Here is a 4,079-nt window from a genome sequence, read left to right as displayed (position 1 = left end):
TAGGATACCTGGCAGGCGACTCGATGCTGTCTTCATTCATATTGAAACCCGGAATAAGATCGCATTTTCGTATGGATTCCGGAGATTCTACAATTTTTTTGCTATAAAATCAATAATTTAGTTTCTAGACAGGCTCTAAATGTTCAACGTCTCGCAATTATGGAAGACGGGGAAATCAGACCCAGCAACTTCGATGTTCTGTTCGATATCATCGCCGCGGCGCAGAGTGATGTGGTGATAGATAACGGAGCGAGTTCGTTCGTTGCACTTTCTCACTATCTCATTAGCCAACAGGTCCCGGCACGCTTAAAAAACATGGGACACGAGTTAGTGATACATACAGCGATTACAGGCGGCCAAGCGCTCGCTGACACTGTTAATGGATTTCAAGAACTCGCTGGTCAGTTTCCAGAGGATGTCCTACTCTGTGTCTGGCTCAATCCCTATTGGGGCAAGATTGAGTACGAGGGCAAAGAGTTTGAACAGATGCGCGCGTATCAGAATCATCACGCGCGGGTGTCGGGACTCGTGCGAATCCCTTCCCTAAACAAGGATACCTTTGGGCGAGATTTCAGCGATATGCTCAGAGCGCGGTTGACCTTTGCCGAAGCCATCGCGATGCCCGATACGCCGATCATAGTCCGGCAGCGGCTCACAATGATTCAGAGAGAACTATTCGGCAATATGGCGAACGCGAGGGTGTTATGAGCCCCGAAGCCCAAGACGCCCTGGTAAGCGAGATTGCCAGCAAGCATGGGGTTAAGATCGGCACGGATGACCCGATCATGATGATAACGACAATCAACGCCGGTGTCTTGCGGGATGCGGCGGCCCAACAGCAACAGGCCATCGATGCCTTCAAGCAAGATATGGAAGGTATCGCTGCCCGGTGGAATCATCAGGCGAAGGGGATGGCTGAACCCGTGCTTACTGCGGCGCTCACCGCTGCTAAATCAGCCTTAGCAGAGGAGCTCGAAACGGCCAGCCTGCAACTGCGGCGGGAGTTCGCTGAGGCAGCAAACAACATCCAGAACCAGTTGCAGGGGACGCGGCAAGCTGCCATGTTGAATGTGATCGCCGCGGGCCTGACGTGTGCCGCGGTGGCGTTAGCGGTCTGGCTAGTGGGCAAGTGAGAGGTACAGGGATCGGCCGGAACGGTTATTTAACCCGTTACCGACCGTCCTAATCGTACTTTTTCCTAAACGGGCCAACTATTCAATTTATTTTTAACGCATCACCATTCCGGCTATAGATATATAACCCAGGCGGGATGCTGTGTTTAAGATCACCAGGTATTGGCAGCGTTCCATCTGTCAATACTTCACGCGGAACTCTTTTGATTGTGAATGGCTCCCATGGCCCATGCAATATGGCGAAATCTGTTGCCTTTAAGATTTCGTCAATCGTCAGATGGATGAATGCTTCACATTCTAAGTTGGTTTCGCATGCGAAACCTTGTCCTGCTGAAGTAACCCTCTTGGAATATGCGGAAACTTCGGCTTGCCCTGCACGATAGCCCCGATCCTCGTACCTCTTGCACCTGGATAGCGAAGCTTCCAGTGAACACCAAATCCCCCACCAAACGACACCACCGGTCAAGAGCCCCGCCACAACATGATTTGCCACATCTGTCATAATTGACATGACTACGCCCCCATAATAGCTAAAACGGAATATCATCATCGAACGGACGGCCCTCGTCCTGATTCGGCGCTGGCTCGCTCGGTGGCGATCCATCCGCCGGCGGATCGGCCTTCCGGCGCCCCTTACCCCCATGGCCCCCACCTTGGCGCACCGTTCGCGCAGAATGGATGTGGTCAGCGATCAAGGTCCAACTCTCGCGCTCTACCCCATCCTCAGGCGTCCAGTGAGACATTTCCAACCGGCCCGACGCGGCGATGGTGTCTCCCTTGACGTGCGTACCCAAGATTTCCGCGCCCTTCCCGAAGGCGGTCACACTCACCCAGACCGTCGATTCGCCTTTATACGAACTGACATCGACAGCAACCGACACCGAAACCATGGGCGTTCCGGTTTTCGTTTCAATCGCCCGGGGGTCTTTCCCAAGCCGACCGCTCAAACTCGCTTGAATCATCTGGAATTACTCCTGGAGGTCGGGCCTGGCATCGTGGCGTGCCGGGGGCACGCGGGCATAGAGATTAGCGAGGTCGCTCATGCGAGCCTTGGCGAGCTCCACGACCAGTTGCGTCCCGCGCTCGACCCCCTCGGCGATCTGCTGGGCGCGCTGCTCGGCGATAACCTGCTCCAAGTCCTCGCCGCCGCGGAACACCCGGCGCAGAAGATCGGCTTCGGCCTCATACACCGCATCCTGCCAGGCGGCGGACGCGGCATAGAGCCGGCGCAACTCGGCGCACATCGCGGGCAGGTGGCGCACCTCGAAGGGCTGGGGCGAGTGTGTACCGGTGACGGCGCGCAAGGACTTCCAGATGGCCGAGCGCCAGGCGCGGGCGTGGAACAGGTGATCCGTCATCAACCCCAGCACGCGATCAAGGTTGGCCCGGTCGTCGCGGGTGAGGACCTCGACGGGAGCGGCGGGGGCCGGGAGCGCCGCCACGGGCGCGAGTGCGACGGGCAAGGCCGTCAGGTAGATGATGGCCTCGGCCAACTTGGAGCGGGGCAGCTCGGCCGGCTCGACGATGTGGAACTGGCGTTGAAGGCTCGACCACAGCCCGGCGGAGATCCCCTCCTGGAGTGTGGCGTCGAGGCCGGCGCAGCGGGCGCCGATAACGGACGCCAAGGCCTGTTGCTCGCTTGGCAGGAGGGGCGCGTCTAGCGCCGCGGGGGCCGGCTGCGCCAAGAGCCGACGCACCTCGGCCATCCGCGGTTCCCAGACGTGTGCCCGGATGGCCGCCGCGGACACGAACGCGTCGCTAACCTGCCGGTGAAAATCTTGGCTCACCGAGTGCCCATAGGCCAGCACCAACCCGTACTCAACGAAGGTGCCGTGTGGCGTCACCACCACCGGCGGCCGGCCGGGGTGCTTGTAGCGCTGCGCGTATTCCTGTGTGCTGGTGAGATCCAGCCAGGGTCCGGGCAGGTGTTTAGCCGGGGCGCCGGCGGCCTGGTACAGGTCGTCGAGGCAGTAGCGGCCGTCCTGGTCCTGGCGGATCACGAGGTCACCCAGGCCGATCGGCGGAGAGATGTCGGGATCGGGAGTCGGCGCCACTGCGGCTGCCAGGGCTTGGCGCTCCATCGCGATGAAGTAGCGCCGCGCCTCTCGGCCCTTGGCGTTGTTCTCGACCATGCTCAGTTCCTTGGCCATGTCGAGACTGAGGTGGTAGTCCTTTGAGCGGCGGTCGCCGCCCCGGCCTTTGATTTCGGAATTTACAGAAACCAATGCAAAGTCTTGATCTTCCTGAAAATCATACTTTGCGATGCGATCAGCGATCCAGCCGGCAAACTTATCGCCGTTCTGCAAGAAGGCGTGGAGGGTCCGCGCGTCGCAGACCTGCGCGGGGACTCCGCCAATCTGGGCCAGGAACACGGGGACGAGCTGGGTGCCCGCGGACGGGACGAGGGCGGACGGATCTTGGGGAGCGTCAGACATGGCGAAGTCCTCTGTGTGTTTGAGAACTGCCGCCATCAAGGCTAATTGAGAGGGCGGCAGGTACCGCAGGGTTAGCCTTACCGCACAGAGAAGCGGCGCGTCCGAAGACGCCCCCACGGTACCCACCATAAAACTGGGGGCACAAAAAAAGGCGTCTCGGTTGAGCGCCTTGGGCGCTCTGTTTGCAGGAGGCTAATCCCGGCCGCCCATGGGGGGCGACGCGGGAAGCATAGCCGCGCCCGGGTCGCCGGTCAATCCCCACGGAGGATACTGGCATGGTCACTGGCGTCACCACCACCGGCGGCCGGCCGGGGTGCTTGTAGCGCTGCGCGTATTCCTGTGTGCTGGTGAGATCCAGCCAGGGTCCGGGCAGGTGTTTAGCCGGGGCGCCGGCGGCCTGGTACAGGTCGTCGAGACAGTAGCGGCCGTCCTGTTGCTGCCCTCCGCAAACTTCTCTACGCCGAGCTTGCCAAAGTATTTCTTGGCGGCCTCCGTTGTCTTCCAGCTGGGT

At 59.9% G+C, this 4,079-nt stretch carries 5 protein-coding genes; 2 read left to right on the top strand and 3 right to left on the bottom strand.

The annotated features are described in order from the left end of the window. The first annotated feature begins 159 nt into the window (after nucleotides 1–159). Together QZX93_RS25615 and QZX93_RS25610 are read left to right on the top strand one after the other, a co-directional pair. Complete coding sequence (locus QZX93_RS25615; protein ID WP_295392175.1) at nucleotides 160–708, top strand: conjugal transfer protein TraL; 549 nt, start codon at nucleotides 160–162, stop codon at nucleotides 706–708. After that, entirely contained in the window at nucleotides 705–1,133 is a 429-nt protein-coding gene (locus QZX93_RS25610; RefSeq protein ID WP_295392173.1) for a conjugal transfer protein TraM, read from the top strand. The genes QZX93_RS25615 and QZX93_RS25610 overlap by 4 nt, the downstream gene beginning before the upstream one ends. Nucleotides 1,134–1,215: 82 nt before the next feature. Here the strand turns inward: QZX93_RS25610 and QZX93_RS25605 are convergent, their stop codons facing one another. From QZX93_RS25605 to QZX93_RS25595, 3 genes are read right to left on the bottom strand one after another with little or no spacing between them, the layout of a single operon-like run. Further along, nucleotides 1,216–1,644 (bottom strand): hypothetical protein, encoded by a 429-nt coding sequence (locus tag QZX93_RS25605; RefSeq protein WP_295392171.1) that lies wholly within the window; start codon nucleotides 1,642–1,644, stop codon nucleotides 1,216–1,218. 19 nt (nucleotides 1,645–1,663) lie between these two features. Beyond that, a complete protein-coding gene (locus QZX93_RS25600) occupies nucleotides 1,664–2,095 on the bottom strand; it encodes a single-stranded DNA-binding protein (RefSeq protein ID WP_295392169.1) in 432 nt (143 codons plus the stop codon). Nucleotides 2,096–2,101: 6 nt separating this feature from the next. Then, nucleotides 2,102–3,568, bottom strand: coding sequence for an antA/AntB antirepressor family protein (locus QZX93_RS25595; RefSeq protein ID WP_295392167.1), 1,467 nt, complete (start codon nucleotides 3,566–3,568; stop codon nucleotides 2,102–2,104). Between the last annotated feature and the right edge of the window lie 511 nt (nucleotides 3,569–4,079).

Source organism: uncultured Thiodictyon sp. (genome assembly GCF_903946935.1).
Taxonomy (GTDB): domain Bacteria; phylum Pseudomonadota; class Gammaproteobacteria; order Chromatiales; family Chromatiaceae; genus Thiodictyon.
Note: the sequence above shows the minus strand (reverse complement) of the source record. Positions and strands in the feature narration are given on the sequence as shown.

Excerpts from the sequence above, each read along its gene's own strand:
- QZX93_RS25615 (WP_295392175.1), top strand. The coding sequence starts at position 160 with ATGGAAGACGGGGAAATCAGACCCAGCAACTTCGATGTTCTGTTCGAT.
- QZX93_RS25610 (WP_295392173.1), top strand. The coding sequence starts at position 705 with ATGAGCCCCGAAGCCCAAGACGCCCTGGTAAGCGAGATTGCCAGCAAG.
- QZX93_RS25595 (WP_295392167.1), bottom strand. The coding sequence starts at position 3,568 with ATGTCTGACGCTCCCCAAGATCCGTCCGCCCTCGTCCCGTCCGCGGGC.
- QZX93_RS25600 (WP_295392169.1), bottom strand. The coding sequence starts at position 2,095 with ATGATTCAAGCGAGTTTGAGCGGTCGGCTTGGGAAAGACCCCCGGGCG.
- QZX93_RS25605 (WP_295392171.1), bottom strand. The coding sequence starts at position 1,644 with ATGTCAATTATGACAGATGTGGCAAATCATGTTGTGGCGGGGCTCTTG.